20 protein-coding genes are annotated in these 22,753 nt (G+C 72.7%); 6 read left to right on the plus strand and 14 right to left on the minus strand.

The window, feature by feature from the left end:
* Both GB864_RS04195 and GB864_RS04200 read left to right on the plus strand, forming a co-directional pair.
* Positions 1–1,496: glycoside hydrolase family 5 protein (locus GB864_RS04195; protein ID WP_160423099.1), on the plus strand; the 1,496-nt coding region annotated here is incomplete at its 5' end.
* Between the two features lie 75 nt (positions 1,497–1,571).
* Positions 1,572–1,910: a cupin domain-containing protein gene (locus GB864_RS04200; protein ID WP_160423100.1), complete on the plus strand. Its 339-nt coding sequence runs from the start codon at positions 1,572–1,574 to the stop codon at positions 1,908–1,910.
* 103 nt (positions 1,911–2,013) lie between these two features.
* Here GB864_RS04200 and GB864_RS18365 read toward each other — a convergent pair whose 3' ends face one another.
* The 4 genes from GB864_RS18365 to GB864_RS04220 all read right to left on the minus strand — a co-directional run bounded on the left by GB864_RS18365 (position 2,014) and on the right by GB864_RS04220 (position 8,931).
* Positions 2,014–2,760, minus strand: coding sequence for a phosphatase PAP2 family protein (locus GB864_RS18365; protein WP_160423101.1), 747 nt, complete (start codon positions 2,758–2,760; stop codon positions 2,014–2,016).
* Between the two features lie 140 nt (positions 2,761–2,900).
* On the minus strand, positions 2,901–5,651 hold the full coding sequence (locus GB864_RS04210) for a glycoside hydrolase family 3 N-terminal domain-containing protein (protein ID WP_160423102.1): 2,751 nt from the start codon (positions 5,649–5,651) through the stop codon (positions 2,901–2,903).
* An 80-nt stretch (positions 5,652–5,731) separates the two neighbouring features.
* Positions 5,732–8,188 (minus strand): glycoside hydrolase family 3 C-terminal domain-containing protein, encoded by a 2,457-nt coding sequence (locus tag GB864_RS04215; protein WP_160423103.1) that lies wholly within the window; start codon positions 8,186–8,188, stop codon positions 5,732–5,734.
* Positions 8,189–8,232: 44 nt separating this feature from the next.
* On the minus strand, positions 8,233–8,931 hold the full coding sequence (locus tag GB864_RS04220; protein WP_160423104.1) for a TetR/AcrR family transcriptional regulator: 699 nt from the start codon (positions 8,929–8,931) through the stop codon (positions 8,233–8,235).
* A gap of 161 nt (positions 8,932–9,092) precedes the next feature.
* On the opposite strand from GB864_RS04220, the gene GB864_RS04225 reads away from it, so the two are divergent.
* On the plus strand, positions 9,093–9,716 hold the full coding sequence (locus GB864_RS04225; protein ID WP_160423105.1) for a TMEM175 family protein: 624 nt from the start codon (positions 9,093–9,095) through the stop codon (positions 9,714–9,716).
* A gap of 32 nt (positions 9,717–9,748) precedes the next feature.
* On the opposite strand, the gene GB864_RS04230 is transcribed toward GB864_RS04225, so the two are convergent.
* Together GB864_RS04230 and GB864_RS04235 are read right to left on the minus strand one after the other, a co-directional pair.
* Entirely contained in the window at positions 9,749–11,050 is a 1,302-nt protein-coding gene (locus GB864_RS04230) for an alpha/beta fold hydrolase (protein ID WP_160423106.1), read from the minus strand.
* Positions 11,047–11,331 carry a hypothetical protein gene (locus GB864_RS04235; RefSeq protein ID WP_160423107.1) on the minus strand — a complete coding sequence of 95 codons (285 nt, stop codon included), beginning with the start codon at positions 11,329–11,331 and terminating at the stop codon, positions 11,047–11,049. Before GB864_RS04235 ends, GB864_RS04230 begins: the two co-directional genes overlap by 4 nt.
* Before the next feature lie 39 nt (positions 11,332–11,370).
* On the opposite strand from GB864_RS04235, the gene GB864_RS04240 reads away from it, so the two are divergent.
* Positions 11,371–11,832, plus strand: a complete 462-nt coding sequence (locus tag GB864_RS04240; protein ID WP_419672767.1) for a MarR family winged helix-turn-helix transcriptional regulator — start codon at positions 11,371–11,373, stop codon at positions 11,830–11,832.
* Positions 11,833–12,007: 175 nt separating this feature from the next.
* On the opposite strand, the gene GB864_RS04245 is transcribed toward GB864_RS04240, so the two are convergent.
* The 3 genes from GB864_RS04245 to GB864_RS04255 all read right to left on the minus strand — a co-directional run bounded on the left by GB864_RS04245 (position 12,008) and on the right by GB864_RS04255 (position 14,919).
* Positions 12,008–13,468 carry a flotillin family protein gene (locus GB864_RS04245; protein WP_160423108.1) on the minus strand — a complete coding sequence of 487 codons (1,461 nt, stop codon included), beginning with the start codon at positions 13,466–13,468 and terminating at the stop codon, positions 12,008–12,010.
* A 100-nt stretch (positions 13,469–13,568) separates the two neighbouring features.
* A complete protein-coding gene (locus GB864_RS04250) occupies positions 13,569–14,045 on the minus strand; it encodes a hypothetical protein (RefSeq protein ID WP_336603870.1) in 477 nt (158 codons plus the stop codon).
* Between the two features lie 124 nt (positions 14,046–14,169).
* Positions 14,170–14,919 (minus strand): hypothetical protein, encoded by a 750-nt coding sequence (locus GB864_RS04255; RefSeq protein ID WP_160423109.1) that lies wholly within the window; start codon positions 14,917–14,919, stop codon positions 14,170–14,172.
* A 185-nt stretch (positions 14,920–15,104) separates the two neighbouring features.
* Here GB864_RS04255 and GB864_RS04260 point away from each other — a divergent pair, with 185 nt between their 5' ends.
* Positions 15,105–16,883 (plus strand): bifunctional 3'-5' exonuclease/DNA polymerase, encoded by a 1,779-nt coding sequence (locus GB864_RS04260; protein WP_202106977.1) that lies wholly within the window; start codon positions 15,105–15,107, stop codon positions 16,881–16,883.
* Positions 16,884–17,041: 158 nt separating this feature from the next.
* Positions 17,042–17,563 carry a DUF3145 domain-containing protein gene (locus tag GB864_RS04265; RefSeq protein ID WP_160423111.1) on the plus strand — a complete coding sequence of 174 codons (522 nt, stop codon included), beginning with the start codon at positions 17,042–17,044 and terminating at the stop codon, positions 17,561–17,563.
* A gap of 151 nt (positions 17,564–17,714) precedes the next feature.
* Here the strand turns inward: GB864_RS04265 and GB864_RS04270 are convergent, their stop codons facing one another.
* The 5 genes from GB864_RS04270 to GB864_RS04290 form a co-directional block, all read right to left on the minus strand.
* A complete protein-coding gene (locus tag GB864_RS04270) occupies positions 17,715–18,950 on the minus strand; it encodes a beta-ketoacyl-[acyl-carrier-protein] synthase family protein (RefSeq protein WP_160423112.1) in 1,236 nt (411 codons plus the stop codon).
* A gap of 109 nt (positions 18,951–19,059) precedes the next feature.
* The gene (locus GB864_RS04275) at positions 19,060–19,308 is read right to left on the minus strand and encodes an acyl carrier protein (protein ID WP_160423113.1); all 249 of its coding nucleotides are present in this window, start codon (positions 19,306–19,308) and stop codon (positions 19,060–19,062) included.
* Positions 19,309–19,422: 114 nt separating this feature from the next.
* A complete protein-coding gene (locus GB864_RS04280) occupies positions 19,423–20,427 on the minus strand; it encodes a beta-ketoacyl-ACP synthase III (RefSeq protein ID WP_160423114.1) in 1,005 nt (334 codons plus the stop codon).
* Between the two features lie 25 nt (positions 20,428–20,452).
* Positions 20,453–21,373, minus strand: coding sequence for an acyltransferase domain-containing protein (locus tag GB864_RS04285; RefSeq protein ID WP_160423115.1), 921 nt, complete (start codon positions 21,371–21,373; stop codon positions 20,453–20,455).
* A 176-nt stretch (positions 21,374–21,549) separates the two neighbouring features.
* Complete coding sequence (locus GB864_RS04290; protein ID WP_160423116.1) at positions 21,550–22,752, minus strand: PucR family transcriptional regulator; 1,203 nt, start codon at positions 22,750–22,752, stop codon at positions 21,550–21,552.
* Position 22,753 lies beyond the last annotated feature (1 nt).

A 22,753-nucleotide genomic window follows, 5' to 3' on the forward strand; every position in this document is an offset into this window, starting at 1 on the left:
CGCGTCGCGCCCCGGCGATCGGCGTCGCGGCCTTCGGCGTGCTCGCGCTCGTCGTCGGGGTGGCCGCCCCCGTCGCGGCCGACGCGACCCGCGCCGAGCCGACCGCCGCCGACGTGCCCGCGGGCTTCCTCCGCGCCGACGGCGACGTCATCACCGACGGTCGGGGCAACCAGGTGCTGCTGCGCGGTCCGAACGTCAACAACCTCGTCGACTTCTCCGTCCCCGACTCTGCCGTCCCCGCGGTGACGCCGCTCACCGAGGACGACTTCGCCGGCATGGCCGAGCAGGGCTTCGACGTCGTGCGCCTCGGGATGTCGTGGTCGGCGCTCGAACCGACCCGGGGCGAACTCGACGATGACTACCTGGGCGAGATCGAGCAGGCGGTCGAGTGGGCCGACGCGCACGACATCCGCGTCGTGCTCGACCTCCACCAGGACTCCTGGTGGAACGAGGGCACCCCGGAGGGCACGGAGTGCCGTGCGGGCACCTCGCCGATGTGGGGCTACGACGGCGCCCCCGACTGGGCGACGATCACCGACGGCGCACCCCGATGCCAGTTCGAGGGCCGGGACATCTCGCCCGCGTCGGACCGCGCCTTCCAGAACTTCTACTTCGACACCGACGGCATCCAGAGCGCCCTCGTCGAGACCTGGGGCGAGCTCGCGGCGGTCTTCGCCGACGAGCCCGCCGTCGCCGGCTACGACCTGCTCAACGAGCCGGGCTTCGGCGAGACGGCGCCGGTGACCACCTCGCTCCTGCTCGGTCGCTACACGGATCGCGCGATCGAGTCGATCCGGGTGGCCGGAGCGCCGCAGATCGTGTTCATCGAGCCGAGCATCCTGTGGTCGGGGCTCGGGTTCGACTCCGGGCCTGCGGCCGACTTCACGGACGACGCGAACATCGTCTTCGCGCCGCACCTCTACGCGGAGTCGATCACCATGGACCGCTCGCTCGGCATCCCGCCGATCGCCGACATGGAGCGCCAGTTCCTGCTCGCCGAGCGCGCGGCCGATGCGTACGACGCGCCGCTGTGGTCGGGCGAGTACGGCTACTGGGGCGACACGGCCGACCGCGTCGAGCGGCTCGAGCGGTACGCCGCGCTCGAGGACGAGCACCGCATCGGCAGCGCGTACTGGGTGTGGAAGCAGGCGTGCGGCGACCCGCAGAACGGCGCCCAGGACATCGGCGACGGCCTCATGGTGCAGGACTGCGCGACCGACGAGTTCGCGCCGAACGACGCGCTGCTCGACATCCTGAGCCGCGCCTACCCGCGCTCGGCGCCGGGCCGGCTGACCTCGCTCACCGCGGACGGCGCATCGATCGCGCTCACCGGCACGACCGATGAGCGCACCTGCGGCCTCGACGTCTGGATCCCGGGCGATGCCGAGCCGGACGTGGAAGTCGAGCACGTCGACGACCTCGAGGTCGCGGCCGTCGAGGGCGGCTGGCGCGTCACCGGCTGCGCCGAGGGCGAGTACTCGCTGACGGCCGGCTGAGCCGAACGCCCCTCGACCGGTCCGGTTCGTACGGCGCGGGAGTAGCATCCGGCGCATCGAGCGAGGGAGTCCGAGATGGCCGCGATCGAGAAGCGCGTGTTCGACGAACCCGATGCGACGAGCGACGCGATCGAGCGGATGCTCCGTGAGGACGTCGGCATCGGCGGTGCGCAGTTCACCCGGGTGACCGTGCAGCCCGGGTGGCGATGGTCCGAGCACGTGCGGCCGATCGTGCAGACCGAGAGCTGCCAGGTGGACCACCTCGTGTACATGCTCTCGGGCCGGATGGCGGCCCGAGCCGATTCCGGCGACGAGGTCGAGTTCGCCGCCGGCGAGTGGGGGCACATCCCGCCCGGCCACGACGGATGGACGGTCGGCGAGGAGCCGGCGGTCTGGATCGAGGTCGTGCACTGAGGGAACGGCGCCGGTCGTCGTCGTACGTCGGCGAGTCGTCGGGGGAGCCGCATGCACTGCGCCCCCGGTCGCGTGGCGGCCGGGGGCGCGGTTCGGGTGCGGGTCAGACCGCCGCGGCGGCAGCGAGCTCGCGGTCGCGCAGGAACCACGGCCGGCGGGCCGCGTCGCGCTCGAGCCACGGCTGGAACGCCCACCACATGAGCAGGGCGGCGGCGGAGCCGGCGACGAGGCCGCTCAGGGCATCCGAGAGCCAGTGGGCGTTGATGAGCGTGCGCTGCCAGACCATGCCGACCATGATGAGCGCCGCGAGGACCCACCAGATGCGCTGCACGAGCACGGGCGCGCCCTGCAGCAGCGCGGCGATCGCGACGACGAGCACCGCGGCGGTGGTGGCGTGCCCCGAGGGGAACGAGCCGTGGTCGACCGAGAACAGCGGGCCGTAGAGGCCGGCGGCCTCATCGAGCGCCGGGCGGGGGCGGTCGACGAGGTTCTTCAGGCCGGTCGAGAAGACCCCCATCGCGAGCAGGTAGGACGCGAGGAGGTAGAGCGAGGAGCGCCAGCGACCGATGACGATCAGCACGAGGATGATGCTCAGCACGGTGACGGGACCGGCGAGCTCCCCGAGGTGCTGGAAGAACATCGGCAGCAGCCAGGTGTGGGCCGTGCCGTCCGGCGCGGCGCCGTTCACCGAGCGCCACCAGTCGTCGACCGACTGGGTGAAGGGTGCGGCGGGGTTCATGAAGACCAGGGCGGCCATCACGAGGAGCAGGGCGAGGAGGCCGAGGCCCCACGCGAGCAGTTTCGGGGAACGGGTCGGGCGCGCGGTCTCGAGCGAGGACGTCGTCGTCACGGGCAGGGGCCTTTCGGGATGGGTCGAGCGGATCGTTGTGGAAGCCGCCGGCGCGCGTCCGGAGACGGGCGCCGGCGGGGACTGCCGGAGGCGCCCCGGCCCGGGCACGAGGCCTGGACCGGAGCGCGTCGTGCGGAGCGTCAGTCGAACTGGTTCGTCTTCAGCATGGTGAACAGCACGGCGTGCACCCGGTCGCGCAGACCGTCGCCGATGCCGATCGGGTCCGTCTCGGCGGCGTCGCGCAGGGCGGACACCGACGAGCTGGGGTTCAGCGCGGAGAGGAAGAGATCGTTGCCGCCGAGCACGGCCTGCACGGGATCCATCCAGCTGCCGAGCACGGCGTCGGTGCTGACGAAGCCCTCGAAGCCCCACTCGTCGCGGAGCACGCCGATCAGCAGGTTGTCGTAGCCGCCGGCCCAGTTGCCGCCGATGTTGATGAACGAGGACATGACGCCGGAGACCGGGGACTCCTTGACCGTGATCTCGAACGGGCGCAGGTACAGCTCGCGCAGCGTCTGCTCGGAGGCGAACACGTTGATGCCCGAGCGCGCGGCGACCTCCTGGTCGTTGAGCGCGAAGTGCTTCATCGTGGTGGGCACGCCGTTGTCCTCCGAGCCGGAGACCATCGCGGCGCCCATCTTGCCGCTGAGCAGCGGGTCTTCGGAGAAGTACTCGAAGTCGCGGCCGCCCATCGGGGTGCGGTGCAGGTTCATGCCGGGCGCGTACCAGACGTCGACGCCGACGGCCTTCGCCTCGGCCGCGACGGACTCGCCGACGGCGTAGGCGAGTTCGTCGTTCCAGGTGGCGGCGATGACGATCTCGGCCGGGTAGCGCGCGGAGTCCAGCGGGCTGAACAGCGAGTTGAGGCCCGCCGGGCTGTCGAGCAGCGTGATCGCGGGGATGCCGAGCCGCTCGACGGCGACGGTGCGGTAGGCGCCGTACGAGAAGAGGTCGATCTGCTCGTCGAGCGTGAGCTGGTCGAGGAACTCGCCCCACTTCGGGTCGTCGTAGCCCAGGCCCTCGAGGTCCTCGAGCTGCAGGCCGTTCTCGGCGCCGTAGGTCGGTGCCGCACCGGTCGTGACCGGCTCGAGCGCGGGGTCCATGAACGCGAGCAGTTCGTCGCTCGCGACCGTGCCCGCCTCGGGCGCGGCGGGCCAGGTGCCCTCCCAGTCGTCCCGCGAGAGGGTGGTGAGCTCGCCCGAGGCATCCGCGAACTGGTTCGCGAGCTCGGTGCCGGTGGCGTCGTCGGTCGTGTACACGACCTCGTCGGCGACGACCGTCTCGAAGGAGGCGACGGGCTCGTGCACGTTGCGCGACACGTCGATGCCGTAGGTGCCGGGCTCGAGCACGTACGCGCCGGCCTCCTCCGACCACGACGACATGTCGCGGACGTCGAACGTGATGGTCACGGTCTCGGAGGCGCCGGGCTCGAGCAGCGACGTCTTGGCGAAGCCGGCGAGCTCGATCGCGGACTTCTCGATGCCGCCCGGCGTGTACGGAGCGGAGAAGTAGGCCTGCACGACGTCCTTGCCGGCGGTGTCGCCGGTGTTGGAGACCGTGACGTCGAGGGTCGCGGTCTCGTCGGTGACGACGGGCTCGGCGGCCTGCCAGTCGAACGTCGTGTAGCTGAGGCCGTGGCCGAAGGGGTACTGCACGGCGGCCGCGTAGCCGGCCCCGTCGCCCTCGTATCGGGTCTCGTAGTAGCGGTAGCCGACGTAGATGCCCTCTTCGTAGTCGAGGAACGAGCGCGCGACGTTGTCGTAGGTGTGGTTGCCGAGGTTCTCGGTCGCGGGTGCGGATTCCACGTCGTACGCGTAGGTGTCGGTGAGGCGGCCGGACGGGTTCACGGCGCCGGTGAGCACCTTGGCGAGGGAGGTCGTGCCGGCCGGGCCGGGCGCGCCGATCCAGAGGGCGGCCTTGATCGCCGGGTAGTCCTGGAGGAAGCCGAGCTCCATCTGGTTGCCGGAGTTGACGATCACGACGACGTTCGGGATGCTCGCGCTCACGCGGTCGAGCAGCGCCGTCTGCGTGTCGGAGAGACGGAGGCGGTCCGCGGTGAAGTCCGAGCCCTCCGAGCCGATGTCGCCGACGACGACGATCGCGGTGTCGGAGTACTCCGCAGCCTGCGCCATCACGACGTCGGTGAGGTAGTCGGGAGCCGGCTCGCCGCTCCCGCCGGCACCGAGCAGGCCGCCGGCGATCTGCACGAAGGCGTTCGAGGCGCCGGCCTCGTGCTTCGCGCCCGCTTCCTCCATCGTCGCGTAGAGGTCCTCGTTGTAGGCGACGCCCTGCGCCTGGAGGGCCTCGAAGAGCGTGGGGGCGTCGGCGTTCGCCGCGCCGCCCGATCCGCCGCCGCCCATCTGGAGGTTGAACGAGGCGAACGAGAAGACGTTCACGGCGCCGTCCGTCAGCGGGAGCACGCCGTCCTCGTTCTCGAGCAGCACGATGCCCTCGTCGGAGATGGCTTCCGACACCGGCGCCGCCGCCGCGCGGGCCGCTGCGGCCTCGGGGGTGTCGTCGGTGAAGGCGATCGAGGTGAGACGGCCGATGCCGCTCGCGTACGGCGCGGCCAGCGCCACGATGCCGACGACGGCGACCGCCCCGACGCCCCAGCCGGCGATGCGGCGCGGGCGCGCCTTGAGCCGCCGGTAGGCGCGTTCGGCTCGCTTGGCCTCGCGTCGCTCGGCGCGGCTCGAGGATGCTCGCGCGGCCTTCCGCTCGGCAGTGCGGGCCGTCTTCGCCGACTTCGCCGCCTCGCGGTCGGCGGCCTTGGCCGCCTTCCGGTCGTCGGGCGACATCGCCGCGAGTTCGTTCTTCCGCTGGAGCTTCGCGGCCTTCTCGGCGGCGAGTCGCACCTTCGCGGCTTGCTTCAGTTCTTTTCGGGTTGCCATCTCGGTGTTTCGGTCGGGATCCGGGGAACGGATCGGTATCGGGGGCGGGTGCTGGGTGCGACCGGGGGAGTCGGTCGCGGTCAGCGCGGGTCGCGGCGCCGGCGGCGGGCGGCCCGGATCAGGTCGCGGACGCCTCGCCAGAAGCGGCCGTTGACCATGAGCAGGAATCCGTCGAGCATCGCCTCGTCGAACTTGCCACCGGAGAGCCGGGGCAGCGATCGGAAGGGCATGTCGAGGGCGAAGCGCGTGTTGTTGGCGGCGTGCGGGCGACCGAGCCGCATGAGCACGGTGTACGCGGACTCGATGAGACCGTGGAGGAATCCGGCGAAGCCGCCGCGTCCCCGGGTCTGCGCGATGATGTCGGCGCGGGTCAGGGGAGCACCGACCGGCCACGTCGGCGACGGCAGCGGGCGGCCCAGGAGCCGCTCGAACTCGGCGGCATCGACGTCCGCCACCCGGCCGGAGCGGTAACGGGGCAGGTCCGCGGGCGTCGCACCCGCCCACGGCTCGCCTTCGACGGTGACGGTCGCATCCAGACGGAAGTCGCGCGAGGAGGCGCCGACGAGCACGCGGTACGCGCCGGGCACGGTGCGCCAGTCGCCGAGGTCCGTGTCGAACACGTCGAACGCGTGCTCGGCGAGCTCGATCTCGACGCGCGCCGAGGCGCCGGCCTCCAGGCGCACCTTCGCGAAGCCGCGCAGCTCGCGGGCGGCGCGGAACGCATCCGCTGCGGCATCCGGAGCCTCGACGTAGACCTGCACGATCTCGGCGCCCACGCGGTCGCCGGTGTTCGTGACGGTCACGCCCGCCCGCTCGGCGTCGGCCTCGAGGTCGGTGTACGCGAAGGTCGTGTAGCTGAGACCGTGGCCGAATGGATACCGCACGTCGGTGCCGGTCTTGTCGTAGTAGCGGTAGCCGAGGTAGAGGCTCTCGCGGTGCTCGCTCGTCGCCTCGGTGCGGCCGAACGCCGCAGCGGAGGGGACGTCGGCGTAGGCGAGCGGGTAGGTCTCGGCGAGCTTGCCGCTCGGGTTGACCGCGCCGGTGAGCACGTCGGCGACGGCGCGGCCGCCGCCCTGGCCGGCGAGGTAGCCGTGCACGATGGCGTCGACCCGGTCGGCGAAAGGCAGTTCGACGGGGGCGCCCCCGGCGAGTATGACGACGACGCGCTTGCCGAGCGCGAGCACCGCGTCGGCGAGGTCGAGCTGGTTCTGCGCGAGTCGCAGGTGCTGGCGGTCGACCGCCTCCGCCTCTGCGGACTCGTCGAGGCCGAGGAAGAGCAGCACGGTGTCAGCCTTCGCGGCGAGCTCGAGCGCGCGACGCTGACGGCCGCGGGCCGCGGAGTCGCGGCGGGTGAAGCCGGACTCGTACCCGACCACGTCGAGGCCGGAGGCGCGCAGCGCGGCGAGCGGAGCATCCACCCGCGTCGGGTTCACGAGCGAGGAGCCCGCGCCCTGGTAGCGCGGCGTCTCCGCGAAGTCGCCGATGACGGCGATCCGGCCCGCCGAGGGGCCGAGCGGCAGCACGCCGGTCGGGTTCGCCAGCAGCACGATCGCCTGGCGGGCCGCCTCGACGGCGAGCTCGTGGGCGGACTCGTGGTCGACCGTCGGCGCGGGCGTGCCCGCCGGCCGACGGGTGCGCTCGACGAGCGCGAGGACCTCCGCGACGCGGGCGTCCAGCACCGCTTCATCGAGCGTCCCGGCTTCGACGGCCGCGACGATCTCGGCGTCGGTCACGCCGTCGGTCGAGGGCATCTCGAGGGCGTTGCCGGCGAGCAGGCCGGCGACGCGGTCGTTGTTGCCGCCCCAGTCGGTCACGACGAGGCCCTCGTAGCCCCAGCGCTCGCGGAGGATGCCGATGAGGACGTCCTGGTTCTCGTTCGCGTAGACGCCGTTGATCTTGTTGTACGAGGACATCACCGTCCAGGGGTCGCCCTCGGCGACGGCGATCCGGAACCCCTCGAGGTAGAGCTCGTGCAGGGCGCGCTCGTCGACGATCTCGTCGATCGACATGCGGTGGGTCTCCTGGCTGTTCACCGCGAAGTGCTTCATCGACGCGCCCACGCCGCTCGACTGGATACCGCGGATGAACGCACCGGCGAGCTTGCCCGAGACCTGCGGGTCCTCCGAGAAGTACTCGAAGCTGCGGCCGCCGAGCGGGTTGCGCTTGAGGTTGAGGCCCGGGCCGAGCACGACGCTCACGTCCTCGGCCGCCGCTTCGGCGCCGAGCGCCGCACCGACGCGTTCGAGCAGCGCGACGTCCCACGAGTTCGCGAGCGTCGCCGCGGTCGGGAAGCAGGTCGCCGGGATCGAGGCGTTGAGCCCGAGGTGGTCGGCGGCGCCGCCTTGCTTCCGCAGGCCGTGCGGCCCGTCGGTGAGCATCATCGAGGGGATGCCGAGGCGTTCGACGGCTTTCGTGTTCCAGAAGTTCGCGCCGGACATGAGCGAGGCCTTTTCGGCGAGCGTCATGCGGGCGATGAGGTCGCGGCGGTCGGCCTCGGTGGCGGAGGCCGTCGTGTCGGGGTCGTGTCGTGCGGTCATGCTGCTTCCGGTCGGCGGTGGGGGTGCAGGGGTGCGGGGGCGGTTCAGCCGGCTTCGGCGGGAGTCCGGGCGGTATCGGGCAGGAGCCCGCGCACGCCGACGACGAGCAGGTCGAGGGCGAGATCGAAGGCGGCGGCCGCGCTCGACCAGGTCTCGGCGGCCGTCATGGTGCGCAGCGCCTCGAATGAGGTGTGCTCCTCGTCGCCGGAGGCGAAGTAGTCGCGCATGCCGTCCCGCTGCACCGTCGTGCCGTGACGGCGTTCCATCGTCTCGTCGCGGGCGTACCCGATGCCGATGATCGCGGCGGTGCGGAGGACTGCGCTGATGCGGTCGGCGTCGAGGCCGGCATCGAGCAGGGCCCGCACGGCGCGCTCCGCGGGAAGGATCGCCTGGAGGTCCTGCGGGTTCGGCTCGAACTGGATGCCGTGACTCAGCGGTGCGACGAGCGAGACATCGTGGATGATCCTCGCGAAGCCGCGCAACGCGCCCTCCCACGAGGCGTCGTCGTCGGGGGCTGCGGCGGCGGCGAGTTCCGAGGCGAAGGCGTCCGCGGCGACGAGGGCGAGGAGTTCGTCGCGACTGCGCACGTGGTAGTGCACGGTCTTCCGGTCCACTCCGAGCGCGTCGGCGACGGCCTGCATCGTGATGGAGTCCGGGTCGAGGCGGCGCGCGGCCGCGATGATGCGGTCGCGATCGACGCGCGGCGGGCGGCCGCGGCGGCTCGTGGAGGCGGCGTCGGGCATCCTCGTCGATCACTCCTCTGACATCGTCGTCGGCCTTTTTCCCGGGTGGGGTGAAAAGAGTGTCGCACAGAACCCTCGAAGCTTCGAATTCGCGTCGGACGATCGGGCTCGGGACCGCCTCGCTCTGTCGCCGGACGGTATCCGGCGGGCAGAATGAGCGGATGGCGCAGGGGGAACGGCCGCTCCGCACGGAGCGCGGGCTCGATCGACTCGTGAACTTCTCCGATGCCACGGTCGCGATCGCCATGACGCTGCTCGTGCTGCCGCTCGTCGACCTCGCCACGCGGCTGGACGGCGCCGATCTCTTCGGGTTCCTCGGCGAGCACGTCGGCGAACTCGTGGCCTTCGTCGTCACCTTCGTCGTCACGGCACGCTTCTGGCTCGTGCACCACCACGTCTTCGAATGGCTCGTCGACTACTCGCCCGCGCTCATCCGGTGGAACTTCGTCTGGTTGTTCGGCATCGTCGCCGTGCCGTTCTCGGCGAACCTGCTCACCTACGACGATGCGACCGATCCGGGCGTCAGCGGGTTCTACATCGCGACCCTGCTGTGGATCGCGCTCGCGATGCTCGGGATCGAGCGCTACCTGCGCCGCTCGCCCGGACTCCTGCGAGACGACGGCGGCGCCGGCTTCGACCTCGAGCCCTCGTACGTGTTCGTCGGCCTGCTCGTCGTCGCGCTGCTCGTCGGGGTGCTCGTGCCGCACGTCGGGATCTGGGCGCTGCTCATCCTCGTGCTCTCAGGGCCGGTCGAGGCCGTGGTCCGTCGCCTCCGTCGACGCTGATCGGCCGGCCCGGCTCGACGGGCCGGCTCGGGTCAGATCGTGGATGATGCGCGTGCACCGCCGTGCGCGTCGAGCAGCCGGCGCAGTCGCGCGAAGACGTCGCCCACCCGGAGTCCGTCGTGCTCGAACTCGTTCGTCTCGAGGTGCCGGGCGTTGCCGAGCGCGGCGAGGGTATCGTGCTGGAGGTCCGCGTCGACGTACATGTCGTCGACGTAGACCGCCGCGACGACCGGCACCTCGTTGGCCGCGAGGCGGGCGGCGTCGTAGAGCTCGGGCCAGTCGGCCCGCGCCGCGAGGTGCTCGACCGCACCGCGGAACGGCCGCAACGCCCGGATCTCCTCGAACATCCAGGGGTGGATGCTCTCGCCCGTGAGCAGGAGCGGGCGCGCGTCGTCGGCGAACTCCGGCCGCCGTTCGAGCTCCGCCTGCGCGGCCCACGCCGTGGCGTCCGGGCCGGACGCGTAGATCGACTCGTGCAGGGCCGCGAACAGCGGATTGTCGCTGTAAGCGGTCGCAGTCTCGACCTGCGCGAGGAAGGTCGTCGTGAGTTCGCCGTCGTCGGCGAACGCCTCGTCGAAGAGGTAGTGCAGCCGCTCGAACCCCGCGCCCATGCCGAGGTCGAGGCCGACGTGCTGCAGACGCCGCACCGTCAACGCGTCCCCGGAGGGCAGCCGCACGTCGCCGGCGGCGAGACGGTCGGCGATGCGCGCGAGCGACTCGACGTGCTGCGGGTACCGCTCGGCGAAGGCGCGGTTCTTGCCCGCGATGCGCGGGAACGTGCGCCGGTAGACCTCGGCCGCGTCCGGGCGGATGCTCGGCAGGCCGCCCGTGACGTAGCAGGCCGCGAGTCCCTCCGGCGCGCGAGAGAGGTAGGCGAGCGTCACGAAGCCGCCGTAGCTCTGCCCGAGCGTCGACCAGCGCCGGCCGCCGAAGACGCTCGTGCGCAGCAGCTCGGCGTCGGCCACGATCGAGTCGGCGCGGAAGCACGCGAGGAATGCCGCCTGTGCGGCGGCGTCGCCGATCCCTTCGAGCCGGCGCCCTTCGATCCGGCTCGAGCGCCCGGTGCCGCGCTGGTCGAGCAGGATGACGCGATGCGTCCGAATCGCCTCGCCGATCCAGCCCTCGGGGCCGGTCGGACGCGGGCTCTTGCCGCCGGGTCCGCCCTGCAGGAAGAGCAGGAGCGGGAGGTCGTCGTTGCGGCGAACGGGGTCGACGACCTCGCGCGCGAAGACCGTGATGCGCGCCGGGTCGGAACTGTCGGCCCAGTCGAGCGGCGCCTGGACTTCGTGCTCGCGCACGTGGAGTCCGGGGATCGTGTACTCGGCGCGGATCATGCGGGTTCCTCCGGCGGAGCAGCGGTGCCCTGCTCCGTCGACGCGACAGCGCGGGCGGGGGCGGCCGGGCAGCGCATGAAGGTGCGCGCGCCGGTGCGGTCGATCTCGTGCGCGGCGAGCGGGGCGCCGCAGACCGGGCAGACCTGGGCGACCGGCGGCGGGGGAGTCGTCTCGTAGGGGCCGACTTGCGGCGGCCCGGCGAACCGGACGAGCCATCGATTCCACCAGTGGTAGAAGCCGCCCGCATCGCGGACTTCCGAGCGCAGATCACGTCGTGTCACAATGCTGAGTGTACTGAGTAATTCCGAGAGGGGAATGCGGTGGCATCCGATTCGACCGAGCGCCTGGACGCGCTCCAGCTCGACGCGCAGCTCTGCTTCGCCATGGTCGCCGCCGCCCGCGCGGTCGTCGCGGCGTACAAGCCCGTGCTCGAACCGCTCGGACTGACCCATCCGCAGTACCTCGTGATGCTCGCGCTCTGGGAGTCCTCGCCCCGCCCGATGAGCGAGATCGCCGGAGCGATCCGCCTCGAGCCGGCCACGGCCACTCCGCTCGTGAAGCGCTTGGAGCAGGCGGGGCTCGTGCGGCGCGCCCGACGTGCCGGCGACGAGCGGGTCGTCGAGGTCGGGCTCACCGATGCGGGCGCCGCCCTCCGAGAACGGGCCCTCGACGTGCCGCCGACGATGCTCGAGCGGCTCGGGATGACCGCCGGCGACGTCGAGGCGCTGCGCGCGACGCTGGCCGACTTCACGGTCCGCATCGGCACGGCTTCGGCGCACTAGCTGATCAGCAGACTCGACAACCTGCCTGGACATCACACCGAGCCCGACGCGAAGTCGGCGGACGCGGCGCCGCGGGACATCGCGTCGGGGAGGCGCGCCGGCGGTCGCTCGGCGGTGGACGCAGCGCGGGCCGGGCGGGAGCATCCCGCCCGACCCGCGCCGGCATCCGGACCGATCAGTCGCGCGTGACCGCCGGGGCGCCCTTGGCGAGCTGACCGCCCGCGAGTCCCGCGAGGATCGCGGACACGTCGAGCCCGGTCAGCGATTTGACGACCTCGGTGCCCTCGCCGAGCACCTGGCCGACGGTCTTCGTGAGGGCGGACGCGCCGTCCGTCGAGACGACGGTGAGCTTGTCGATCGCGGCGATCGGCTCGGCCGCGGCGCGCACGATCTCCGGCAGGCGGGAGATGATCTCCTGCGCGAGCGCGGCCTCGCCGTACTTCTTGAGCGCGAGGGCCTTGGCGTCGGTCGCCGTGGCCTCTGCGAGACCCGCGGCCTGGATCGCCGAGGCGCGCGCCTCGCCGTCGGCACGCACACCCTCGGCGAGGGCGACCTGGCGGTCGCGCTCGGCCAGACCCGCGGCGCGCACGGCGGCTGCCGACGCCTCGGCGTCCTGCACGGCGGCGATCTTGTTCGCCTCGGCGATGCGCGTGCGCTTGAACGCGTCGGCCTCGGTCGCGGCGTTCGCGGCGTCGCGCGAGGCCGTCGCGCGCTGCACCTCGGCGTACGCCTGCGCCTCGGCGGGCTTGCGGACCTCGATGTCGAGGCGCTCCTGGGTCACGCGCGCCTGCTCGGCGAGCGACTCGCGCTCCTGCACGGCGACGAGGCGCGACTGCTCGGCGTTCGCGAGCTGGCCCGCGGCCTCCGCCTCGGCGTTGGCCCGGTCGGTCTCGGCCTTGATCGTCGCCTGCTTCAGCGAGAGCGCCTTCTGACGCTCGGCGATCTGCTCGGCGGCCTCGATGCGGGCGAACTCGCTCGCGCGGGCGGCCTCGGACTCGCTGATCTCGGCGACCTGGCGGGCGCGGGCGGCCTCGGCGCGGCCGAGGTTCGCGAGGTAGTCGCTGCCCGGCGTCGAGATGTCGGAGATGTTCAGCAGGTCGACCTGGAGCCCCTGCTCGGCGAGGTCGGTCTTCGTCTCGGTGACGACGCGGTCGGAGAGGCTCTTGCGGTCGGAGATGATCTGCTCGATCGGCAGGTCGCCGACGATCGAACGGAGCGAGCCCTCGAGCGATTCCTTGATGATCTCGGTCAGGAGGTCCTGCTGCGAGAGGAAGCGCTGCGCGGCGCGGCGCACGCCGTCCTCCGTGCCGGAGACCTTGAAGTTGATGGACGCCTTGATGGCGATCTTGATGCGGTTCTTGTCGACGCCCTCGACCGTGATGCCGATCTGACGCTGCTCGAGGGAGATGGCGTAGCCCTGCTGGAGCACCGGCCACACGAACGTGCGCCCGCCGATGACGACGCGCTGGCCGCCGGAGTACTCGCCCTCCTTCGGGCGGCCCGCGCCGCGGCCGACGACGACGAGCGCCTCGTTCGGCGGGACGCGGCGGATGCGGCTGGCGATGAAGCCGACCAACGCGAAGAAGGCGATCGCGAGGGCGGCGATCGCGGCGATCTGGATGAACACTGCGGGCATGCGGGCGGGGTTCCTCTCGGGTTCGGGGCAGGAGGTGCGGGACTGCGGGGCGGGGGAGTCGCACGGCCGTAGGCGGCCGGGATCGAGTTCGTCGGGGCGCTCAGCCCTCGGCGGCGGCGACCTTCACGCGGCCGCCGGAGTGCTCGACGACGCGGATGCGGATGCCCGAGTCGAGCGGGCTGTCGGCGTAGGCGAGCCGTCGCTCGATCTCGCCCGGGGCGTCGAGGGCGACTTCGCCGCCGGCGGGACCGGTCGGCGCGGTCGTCACGCCGGGGGCGCCGACCACGGACGCCTGCTCGCCGTCGGAGGAGGCGGCGAGCGATCGCACCGCCTGCACGGCGACGAGGTAGGCGAGGACGCCGAGGACCGCGGCGATGCCGTAGGCCCACCCGATCCCGAGGTCGAAGCTGAACGCGAGCGCGCCGGAGGCGCCGAAGACGACGAGCGCGATGCCGAGGGCGTTGCCCGAGATGGCGCCGTCGCCGATCTCGAGGTGGTCGAAGACGTCGCCGAGGATCATCGAGATCAGGAGGACGACGAGACCGATGCCGCCGATGATGAGGAAGGGGAGGAGCACCGAGAGCCTCTCTGCTGGCGCCGCGCATCGTGTCGCACGGCTCGGGTGCCGCCAACCTATCGGCCGGACCCGCTGCTCGGACCCGCAGACCTGCGGCTGTGGAGAACTCGCGGCCCGTGGGCGCTCAGGACGCCTCGGCGCGCACCAGCAGCGCGTCGACGGCGTCGTCGCCCCGGAGACGACGCAGGAGCACCACGACTTCGTCGACCGCGGCGACGGTGAGTCCCCGGCAGACGACGCTGTTGGGACCGAGCGCCTCGAGCCCTTCGGAGCGGATGCGGATCACGTCCCAGCCGACCTCCCGCAGCAGGTCGTCCTTCTCGAGGTCGGAGCCGGCCTTCAGCCCGCGGTGGGCGCCGCCGCTGCGACCGGGGGAGTCGTACTCCACGGCCACGCGGAGTTCGGGGATGACGATGTCGGGCCACACTTCGAGGCGGCCGTAGAAGGGCCGGGCGACGTGCACCGCGTTGACGCGGTGCTGGAGCCGGATCCGCTCCCCGAGCAGGGTCTTCAGTCGCTGCTCGGTCATGGACGTGCGCGTGCGCAGCCCCGGGTTCATGAACGGAACCCCGGCCTCCCGGCGGACGGAGGGACCTGCCGCGTTCGCCCGGCACTTGCGGCAGCCGGTGCCTGTGAGCGCCTCGCGGATGCTCGCCTCGTAGCGGTCGTGCCCGCGCGTGCAGCGCCATGTGTAGGTGGCGCCGATGCGGGTCTCGATCGCGAGCGCGGCCCGTTCGAGCGGCACGACGCGGCCGAGCAGTTCCGATCGCGAGCGGTGGGTCTCGGCGATGAGCATGCAGACGGGGCACGCGCGCCGAAGCCGGAGTGCGGCGTCAACCGCGCCGTGGCCGCAGGCGAATGCGACGGCGGTCACCGCGGGGTCCAACGGTTCGAGTCGGGCATGCGACCAGTGTCGCCGCCACCGCCGACAGGATGCCGAACGGCGACGGATGCGCCGGGCGCCGTGCTCGTGGGCTCCTGCGGCTCGAGGCGGGCGTCCCGACGGTCCGAGGCTCGGACCCGTCGGCCGATCCGGCGATGTCGCCGATGCGGGGGAGGATGGACGACGTGCACGTCGTCCTCGCCCGCTCCGCTCCCGGGTTCGTCGGGCTCCAGTCCGTCGACGACGCCGGGGCGGCGATCGGCGACGCGGAGACCGTGCCCGTCGAGCGGCTTCCCGCCGTCGTGGCGGAGCGCGAGCAGGATCGGCCCCGCTGGATCTGGTCCGATTCGCGCACCTGGTACCCGGCGCTCCTCGATGCCGGGGTGCGCATCGAACGCGTCCACGACCTCCGGGCGGCCGGGGCGATCCTGGCGGGGTCGACGTTCGCGGCCCGCGCCCGAGTCGACCACCCGCCGAGCCCGGACTGGGCCGCGGCGCTCGCCGCCGAGGCATCCGCGCCCCGGGGGGTGCCCGTTGCCGCTGCCGGGACGGCCCTCTTCGACTTCGACGAGTTCGACGCGCCCGCGCCGCCCGCGCCCGACGCCGAGACGGTCGTCGCCGACCCGGTCGCCGCCACCGTCGCCGAGTTCGCACGGCAGCAGTCGCTCGTCGCCGCATCCGACGCCCCCGGCCGCCTCCGCCTGCTCCTCGCCGCCGAATCGGCGGGCACGCTCATCGGCGTGGAGCTCCAGCACGCGGGCCTGCCGTGGCGGCGCGACGTGCACGAGTCCGTGCTCGAGCGGGCGCTCGGGCCGAAGCCCTCGCCGGGGCGCAAGCCGGCGAAGATGGCGGTGCTCGCGGGCGAAGTGCGCGACGCGCTCGAAGCGCCGGCGCTGAACCTCGACTCGCAGACGGAGCTGCTGAAGGCGCTCCAGCGCGCCGGCATCGCGGTGGCCTCGACGAGCCGGTGGGAGCTCGCCGATCACGCCCATCCGGCCGTCGCCCCGCTCCTGGCGTACAAGAAGCTCGCCCGGCTGCTCTCCGCGAACGGGTGGACGTGGCTCGACGAGTGGATCGTCGGCGGCCGCTTCCGCGCGGAGTACGTGCCGGGCGGCACCGCGACGGGCCGCTGGGCGACGAACGGCGGCGGAGCGCTTCAGCTGCCGAAACAGGTGCGCAGCGCCGTGGTCGCCGACTCCGGGTGGAAGCTCGTCGTCGCCGACGCCGCGCAACTGGAGCCCCGCGTGCTCGCGGCGATGGCCCGCGACGAGGCGATGGCGGATGCCGCGCGCGGCCGGGACCTCTACGCCGGCCTCGTCGAGCGCGGCGTCGTGGCCAGTCGCGACGAGGCGAAGATCGCGATCCTCGGGGCGATGTACGGAGCGACGAGCGGGGATGCCGGGCGGCTCGTGCCGCGGCTCGCCCGCGCCTACCCGGCCGCGATGGCGCTCGTCGACGGCGCCGCGCGCGAGGGAGAGCGGGGCGGCGTCGTCACGACGCTCCTCGGCCGCTCGTCACCGCTGCCGCCCGAGGGCTGGCGGGCCGTGCAGGCCCGTGCCAGCGAGCCGGGAGCCGTGGCGGCCGAGGAACGGCGCGCACGGTCGGCCGCACGCGAGTGGGGCCGCTTCACCCGCAACTTCGTCGTGCAGGGCACCGCCGCCGAGTGGGCCCTCTGCTGGATGGCCGAACTGCGGCACCGGCTCGCCGGCATCGCGCCCTCGCCGCTCGGCGCGCGACGGGCGGGCGCGTCGGGCCCGGCGTTCGAGCTGGCGCCGCATCTCGTCTTCTTCCTCCACGACGAGCTCATCGTGCACACGCCGGCGGCGCTCGCGCCGGAGGTCGCGGACGCCGTCGCCGAGTCCGCCGAGGTCGCCGGGCGCCGGCTCTTCGGCACGTTCCCGGTCGACTTCCCGCTCGATCTCGCGGTCGTCGACAGCTACGCCGAGACCGACTGAGGCGGGCCGTCCGCCCGGCGCACCCTTGCCAGACCGGGCGTTCTCGGGCAGAATCGGCCGCGACGGCCGTGTCCGTCGCTCACAACCGAACACGAACGCCGCACCGCCCGTGCACGAGGTCGTAGGGGAAGACGCACCTCGAACGAACGGAGACGGAGATGGCTGAACACTTCACGCGACGTCTGCACGCCGCGCGCGGTGTGCTGTTCGTGCACTCGTCGCTCGCGGCCCTGGGCCCGCATGTCGAGTGGGCGGTCGGTCGCGTCCTCGGCGAGCCCGTGAACTTCGATTGGACCGAGCAGCCCGTGCTGCCCGGCACGCAGCGCGCCGAGTTCTACTGGGAGGGCCCGCAGGGCACGGCGGCGCGGATCGCCTCCTCGCTCCTCGGCTGGGAGCAGCTGCGCTTCGAGGTGTCCGAAGACCCCTCGCCCGGCTGCGACGGCGGGCGGTGGCTCCATACGCCGCGCCTCGGCGTCTTCCACGCGCACGCCGACGCCGCGGGCAACCTCGTCGTCCCGGAGGACCGGCTCCGGGCCGCCATGGAGTCGGCCGGCGGCGACGCGATCGCGCTGCACGCCGAACTCCGCGCAGCGCTCGGGCAGGACTGGGACGACGAGCTCGAGCCCTTCCGGCACGCCTCCGACTTCGCCCCCGTCATCTGGCTGCACCAGGTGGGGTAGGCGGCGAGACCGCGGCCGGACCGCGGCGCAGGCGAGACTCGGACGTCCATCCCGGGGAGCGTTGCAGCGAAGCATCCGGCCGCCCATGACGAAGGGGCCCCGCGTGAGCGGGACCCCTTCGTCGCATCATCGGGCCGGAGCGGCCCCGGCGTCAGACCGTGCGGAACGCGGCGACCGCGTTGTGGCCGCCGAAGCCGAACGAGTTCGAGATCGCGAACTGCGGGCCGTCGCCGAGCGGCGTCGGCTCGCCGGAGAGGCGGAACGGCACCTCCGGGTCCTGCTCGGTGAGGTTGATCGTCGGGGGCGCCACGCGGTTCTGGATCGCGAGGATCGTGAAGATCGCCTCGAGCGCGCCGGTGCCGCCGAGCAGGTGGCCCGTGGAGGCCTTCGTCGCCGAGACGGGGATCTCGTCGATGCGCTCGCCGAAGACGGCCTTGAGGGCCTGGTACTCGTTGGGGTCGCCGACGGGCGTCGAGGTGGCGTGGGCGTTGATGTGGGTGACCTCGTCGGGCGTGGCGCCCGCCATCTCGAGCGCGAGCTTCACCGCACGTGCGGCGCCGCGGCCCTCGGGGTCGTTGGCCGTGATGTGGTACGAGTCGGCGGTCACGCCGCCGCCCGCGACCTCGGCGTAGATCTTCGCGCCGCGCGCGAGCGCGTGCTCCTCGGTCTCGAGGATGAGGACGCCCGCGCCCTCGCCCATGACGAAGCCGTCGCGGTCGATGCTGCCGGGACGCGACGCGTGGGCCGGGTCGTCGTTGCGCTTGGAGAGCGCCTGCATCGACGCGAAGGAGGCGATCGTGACCGGGTGGATGGCCGACTCGGTGCCGCCGGCGATGACGACGTCCGCGAGGCCGTCGCGGAGGTGCTGCACGGCGTTCACGATCGACTCGGTGCTCGACGCGCAGGCGCTCGCGACCGTGCGGGCGAAGGCGCGGGCCTCGAAGTGGAGGGAGAGGTTGCCGGCCGCCGCGTTCGGCATGAGCATGGGCACCGTCATGGGCAGCACGCGGCGCGGACCCTTCTCGCGGAGAGTGTCCCACGCGTCGAGGAGCGTCCAGACGCCGCCGATGCCGGTGGCGAAGTCGACGCCCAGGCGGTCGGGGTCGACGGTCGGGCTGCCGGCGTCGGCCCATGCCTCCATGGCCGCGACGAGCGCGAGCTGCGAGGAGGGGTCGAGCCGCTTGGCGACCGGACGTTCGAGCACGGTGTCGGGGCGCACGAGGGCCTCGGCGGCGAAGGTGACGGGGAGCTGGTACTGCTCGACCCAGTCGTGCTCGAGGGTGCGGGCGCCGGAGGCGCCGTTCAGCAGCGCGCTCCAGCTCTCGGGGGCCGTGCCGCCGATGGGCGACGTGGCGCCGATGCCGGTGACGACGATCTTCTTGGTCATGGTGAGAGAAGCCCTTTCGGACTGGCGAGAGACGGAGTACTGGATCGGAGGACGGTCCGGCGTCGCCGGACCCGGTGCGGACCGCTGGGCGGTCCGCACCGGTGACGTCTTACGCCGAGGCGTTGACGATGAAGGTGACGGCGTCGCCGACGGTCTTGAGGTTCTTGACCTCTTCGTCGGGGATCTTCACGTCGAACTTCTCCTCCGCGGTGACGACGATCGTCATCATCGAGATGGAGTCGATGTCGAGGTCGTCCGTGAACGACTTGTCCAGTTCGACGGTGTCGACGGCGATCCCGGTCTCGTCGTTGATGAGCTCGGCCAGGCCGGCGAGCACTTCTTCGGTGGACAGCGCCATGGGTTCTTCTCCTCAGTTGGGGTCTCTCGTGACCGAGAGACAGTTTAGGGGGACGGGTCGGGGCGCAGCGGACCGAGCCCGGCGTCCGGTCCCCGCGGACGGGGTCCGGCGGTCCTAGGGCAGGACCACCACTTGGGCGCCGAACACGAGCCCGGCGCCGAAGCCGATCTGGAGGGCGAGGCCCCCCGAGAGTTCCGGATGCTCCTCGAGCAGCCGGTGCGCGGCGAGCGGGATCGACGCCGCCGACGTGTTGCCGGTCGTCGCGATGTCGCGTGCGATGACCACGGACTCGGGGAGCCCGAGCTGCTTGGCGAACTCGTCGATGATGCGCATGTTCGCCTGGTGGGGGATGAACGCAGCGAGGTCGGACGCCTCGACGCCCGCGGTCTCGAGCGCCTGCTTGGCGACCTTGGCCATGTCCCACACCGCCCAGCGGAAGACCGTCTGGCCCTCTTGGCGCAGCGTCGGCCACTCGCCGGCGCCGTCGCGGAAGTCGACGAGCGTGCGGTTCATGCCGACCGCGCCGGCCTTGGAGCCGTCGGAGCCCCAGACCGTCGCCGAGATGCCCGGGGTCTCGCTCGGCCCGATCACGGCGGCGCCGGCGCCGTCGCCCAGGAGGAACGAGATGCTGCGGTCGGTCGGGTCGACGACGTCGGAGAGCTTCTCGGCGCCGATGACGAGCGCGTAGTGCGCGGCGCCGGCGCGGATGAGGGCGTCGGCCTGCGCGACCGCGTAGGCGTAGCCCGCGCAGGCGGCGTTCTGGTCGTACGCGGCGGCGGGGTTCGCACCCACGCGGTCGGCGACGACGGCTGCGATCGACGGGGTCTGCTGCACGTTCGAGATCGTCGCGACGATGACGAGGTCGATGTCGGCCGGGGCGACGCCCGACTTCGCGACGGCCTCCTCGGCCGCCTCCGTCGCGAGGTCGACCGCGAGCACATCGGCGCCCGCGCGTGCACGGGTGATGATGCCGGTGCGCTGGCGGATCCACTCGTCCGACGAGTCGATCGGGCCGACGAGGTCGTCGTTCGGCACGGCGTTCGCGCCGCGGGCGGCTCCGAGCGCGTAGATGCGGGTCGCGGCGGGGCCGTGCGACTGGACGAGGACGGGCTGAGTCATCGGGTTTCGCTCCTTCGGGCGTTCGTCAGGCGGCCTGGGCGATCAGGTCGATCGCCGCGTCCAGGTCGTCGGGGGTCTTCACGGCCACGGTCGGCACGCCCTTGAGCGCGCGCTTGGCGAGGCCGACGAGGGCGCCGGCCGGCGCGACCTCGATGATGCCGGTGACGCCGGCGGCCTCGAACGAGGCCATGCAGGCGTCCCAGCGGACGGGGGAAGAGACCTGGCCGACGATGAGGTCGAGGTACTCGCGGCCGGAGGCGACGGCCGAGCCGTCGCGGTTCGTCCAGAGCGGCAGGCTCGGGTCGGCCGGGTCGAGGGCTGCGGCCGCGGCGGCGACCCGCTCGACGGCGGGGGTCATGAAGCTCGTGTGGAACGCGCCGGCCACCTGCAGCGGCATGACCCGCGTGCCGGGCAGCGGGTCGGCCTTCAGCGCGTCGAGGGCGTCGAGGTCGCCCGCGACGACGATCTGGCCGCCGCCGTTGAAGTTGGCGGGCTCGAGGCCGAGCGCGGCGAGCTTCGGGGCGAGCGTCGCCTCGTCGGCGCCGAGGACGGCGCTCATGCCGGTGCGCACGAGGCCGGCGGCCTCGGCCATCGCCGCGCCGCGCACGGCGACGAGCGAGACGGCGTCGGCGTCGCTCAGGATGCCCGCGCCCGCGGCCGCGGTGAGTTCGCCGACGGAGTGGCCGGCGATGCCGCCGATGCGCTCGACGCGGCCGTCCGCGAAGAGCTCGCCGAGGGTCAGGATGCCCGCCGCGACGATGAGCGGCTGGGCGACGGCGGTGTTGCGGATCTCGTCGGCGTCCGCGGCGGTGCCGAAGTGCGCGAGGTCGAGGCCGGCCGCGTCGGAGAGCTGCCCGAGGCGCTCGGCGATGCCGGGCCGCTCGAGCCAGGGTGCGAGGAATCCGGGGGTCTGGGAGCCCTGACCAGGGCAGACGACGACGATCACCGTTTCAGTCTGCCGAAGGCGTGGACCCCTCGTGTGTCCGCTCGGAACAAGACCTCGGCGAAACCCTTGTGCGTGTTTCACAGTGCGACGCGGCCCGATCGCGACCCGCGCTCGGAACGCCGAAGCGCGCGTCGCCCCGATCGTCCGGGGCGACGCGCGCTTCGCGGTCGCGGGGCTCAGCGGCTCGGCCGCCGCCGCGGGGCCTGTTCGTGATCGCTCATCGACCCGATGATGAGCGCCGACTGCAGGATGAGCGCCTCGCGCGCGCCGGTGGCATCCCACCCGATGACGTCGGAGACGCGCTTCAGGCGGTAACGCACCGTGTTGGGGTGCACGAACAGCTCGCGCGCCGTCGCCTCGAGGGAGCGGCCGTTGTCGAGGTAGCTCCAGAGCGTCGTCAACAGCTCGGTCGAGTGCGCCTGCAGCGGCCGGTAGATGCGGTGCACGAGGGTCGCCCGCGCGAGCGGGTCGCCCGCGAGCGCGCGCTCCGGCAGCAGGTCGTCGGCGTGCACCGGCCGCGGCGCGTGACGCCACGACCGCGCGACGGCGAAGCCGGCGAGGGCCGCCTTCGCGCTCTTGGAGGCATCCACGAGATTCGGCACCTCGTGGCCGAGCACGAGGTGACCGGCGCCGAAGTGCGGCTCGAGCTTGCCCGCGATCTCGATGAACGTGGTGGCGGGCTGCTCCTCCTCGGCCGCCGCCTCGGCGCGCCCGATGACGAGCACGAGACGGTTGCCCTGCACGCCGATGAGCACGTCGGCGTGCAGGTGCCGCGCGGAGCGGCGCACCTGGTCGACGTCGAGCTGCTTCGGCGCGGTGCCCACGAGCACCGCGACCTCGCCGTGGCCGTGCCAGCCGAGGGCGGCGATGCGGCTCGGGAGTTCGTCGTCGTACTCGCCCGAGAGGATCGAGTCGACGACGAGCGCCTCGAGGCGCGCATCCCAGAGGCCGCGCGCCTCGGCCGCCCGCGCGTAGACGTCGGCGGCCGAGAACGCGATCTCGCGCGAGTAGAGCAGGATCGCCTCGTGGAGCTCGGCGCCGCCGGAGTCCTTGATGCGGTCCTCGACGACCTCGACGGTCACCCGGATGAGCTGCAGCGTCTGCTGCAGGCTCACCGAACGGAGCAGCTCGCGGGGCGCGGCCCCGAAGACGTCCGCCGCGATCCACGGCGTCGACCTCGGGTCCTCGTACCAGGAGATGAACGAGGAGATGCCGGCCTGGGCGACGAGCCCGACGGCGGAGCGGCGGCTCGGGGGCATCTCCCCGTACCAGGGGAGGGTGTCCTCGAGCCGCTTCAACGTCGCCGTCGAGAGCTCGCCGGAGATCGTCCGCAGCCAGCCCAGCGTCTCCGGCTTGGTTTTCGGCTTCGCCACCGTCATC

The sequence above is a fragment of the Agromyces seonyuensis genome (genome assembly GCF_009789225.1).
Taxonomy (GTDB): domain Bacteria; phylum Actinomycetota; class Actinomycetes; order Actinomycetales; family Microbacteriaceae; genus Agromyces; species Agromyces seonyuensis.

Bases quoted from the DNA above. Each gene is read 5' to 3' on its own strand.
- GB864_RS04200 (WP_160423100.1), top strand. From the start codon at position 1,572: ATGGCCGCGATCGAGAAGCGCGTGTTCGACGAACCCGATGCGACGAGC.
- GB864_RS04210 (WP_160423102.1), bottom strand. From the start codon at position 5,651: ATGGCAACCCGAAAAGAACTGAAGCAAGCCGCGAAGGTGCGACTCGCC.
- GB864_RS04215 (WP_160423103.1), bottom strand. From the start codon at position 8,188: ATGACCGCACGACACGACCCCGACACGACGGCCTCCGCCACCGAGGCC.
- GB864_RS04220 (WP_160423104.1), bottom strand. From the start codon at position 8,931: ATGCCCGACGCCGCCTCCACGAGCCGCCGCGGCCGCCCGCCGCGCGTC.
- GB864_RS04225 (WP_160423105.1), top strand. From the start codon at position 9,093: ATGGCGCAGGGGGAACGGCCGCTCCGCACGGAGCGCGGGCTCGATCGA.
- GB864_RS04230 (WP_160423106.1), bottom strand. From the start codon at position 11,050: ATGATCCGCGCCGAGTACACGATCCCCGGACTCCACGTGCGCGAGCAC.
- GB864_RS04245 (WP_160423108.1), bottom strand. From the start codon at position 13,468: ATGCCCGCAGTGTTCATCCAGATCGCCGCGATCGCCGCCCTCGCGATC.
- GB864_RS04260 (WP_202106977.1), top strand. From the start codon at position 15,105: ATGGACGACGTGCACGTCGTCCTCGCCCGCTCCGCTCCCGGGTTCGTC.
- GB864_RS04265 (WP_160423111.1), top strand. From the start codon at position 17,042: ATGGCTGAACACTTCACGCGACGTCTGCACGCCGCGCGCGGTGTGCTG.
- GB864_RS04270 (WP_160423112.1), bottom strand. From the start codon at position 18,950: ATGACCAAGAAGATCGTCGTCACCGGCATCGGCGCCACGTCGCCCATC.
- GB864_RS04275 (WP_160423113.1), bottom strand. From the start codon at position 19,308: ATGGCGCTGTCCACCGAAGAAGTGCTCGCCGGCCTGGCCGAGCTCATC.
- GB864_RS04280 (WP_160423114.1), bottom strand. From the start codon at position 20,427: ATGACTCAGCCCGTCCTCGTCCAGTCGCACGGCCCCGCCGCGACCCGC.
- GB864_RS04290 (WP_160423116.1), bottom strand. From the start codon at position 22,752: ATGACGGTGGCGAAGCCGAAAACCAAGCCGGAGACGCTGGGCTGGCTG.